Raw genomic sequence first — 1,572 nt, 5'->3', positions numbered from 1 at the left:
ATAGACATAATGACTCCCACACGGTGCTAGCCTCCGCATTTTTGTGGGTTAGCTTAAAGCCAGAGCCATAATTAGTTTGTCAAATAACTATATAGCAGAGGCTAGCATGACTAAACATAACATACTTTTCATTGGCTTAGATACTCATAAAGAATTCATTGAGGTTGCCTACATTGAAGATAATCGCGGCGCACACCCCATTCATTTCGGTCGTATTTCTTCTGCTAAAGTAGCTATAAAAAGGCTCATCAGGCAATTTGAATCTAAATACCCTAATGCAACTATACATTTCGTTTATGAAGCTGGCCCTTGTGGTTACTGGATTTATCGCTTAATTACTTCTCTTGGGCATTGCTGTTACGTAGTTGCCCCCTCGCTTATCCCTAAAAAGCCTGGTGAACGTGTTAAAACTGACAAGCGTGATGCACTTAAATTAGCTAAATTACTTAAGTCTGAAGACTTAACACCTATTTATGTGCCTGAGCCTGAAGATGAAGCTATTCGTGATTTATCTCGTGCTCGAGAAGTCGCGATGAAAGACTTAAAAGATGCCAAATATCAGCTGAAGGCACTGCTTCTTCGCAACAATATAAACTATGCAGGCACTGCAAACTGGTCTCTCAAACACTTACGCTGGCTCACCGAACTGGTATTGCCACACCCCGCACAGCAAATCGTTTTACAAGAGTTTATTCAAACTATAAATGAGCGAATGGCTAGATTAGAGCGACTCGACAATGAGCTCTCTCACCATGTTTATCAATGGCGTTACTACCCTGTTGTTAAAGCCATTCAGGCTATGAGAGGTGTTCGTTTACTTGTAGCCGCTGGCGTTGTCGCTGAGCTTGGCGATTTAACCCGCTTCGACCATCCTCGAAAACTAATGAGTTACCTAGGTCTTGTACCAAGCGAACACTCGAGTGGCGGTAAAAGGCACATTGGTGCAATTACTAAATGTGGCAATGGTCGTGCTAGACGTTTATTAGTCGAGGGTGCTCATAGTTACCGTCATGCAGCCAACATATCGACCGAGTTACAAAAACGACAAGAGGGTTTACCAAAGCAGATTGTTGATATCGCATGGAAAGCACAATTAAGGCTCTGTAAACGTTATAAAAAGCTCATTAATAAAGGCAAGCATTACAACCTCGTTGTCACCGCCATTGCCCGTGAAATGATCGCTTATATCTGGGCAATCGCAAAACAGATTGTGCTCTCGCCGATAAATCCTAAGTTAAGATTATCAAGAGTACCAGCTTAATATGAACGAATTAGAGTTAATGCATTGGATCAAGCATCGGGGGTGGCACAACCACCGACGGCGTTAGGATGGTAATGTTGTTACCGCAACATTGAATCACGAACATAGACTGAAGACAGGTGCCACGTCGAGTTAAGTAAAGTCTGCTCTGCTCATAAAAGTGAGTAACCAACGAATACCAGCAAGAAAACCGACGAAATTACTTGCTTCATCCTATTCATTAACTCTTTCTAATTCGAGTTAGGAAATTATGGCTTAAAGTTAGGCAAGGATCAGTGTGTATAACTTGACAGAGGGAGTCATACCAACGC

Annotated in this window: 1 protein-coding gene; it reads left to right on the top strand. The window is 42.2% G+C overall.

Annotated elements, in window-relative coordinates; genetic code table 11:
- Positions 1–106 precede the first annotated feature (106 nt).
- Entirely contained in the window at positions 107–1,261 is a 1,155-nt protein-coding gene (locus L1077_RS27065) for an IS110 family transposase (protein ID WP_211037558.1), read from the top strand.
- Positions 1,262–1,572: the final 311 nt, after the last annotated feature.

The sequence above is a fragment of the Pseudoalteromonas luteoviolacea genome (assembly GCF_021654285.1).
GTDB lineage: Bacteria > Pseudomonadota > Gammaproteobacteria > Enterobacterales > Alteromonadaceae > Pseudoalteromonas > Pseudoalteromonas luteoviolacea_J.
Note: the sequence above shows the minus strand (reverse complement) of the source record. Positions and strands in the feature narration are given on the sequence as shown.

What these genes read in the sequence shown, in the direction of transcription:
- L1077_RS27065 (WP_211037558.1), top strand. Translation starts at nt 107, where the DNA reads ATGACTAAACATAACATACTTTTCATTGGCTTAGATACTCATAAAGAA.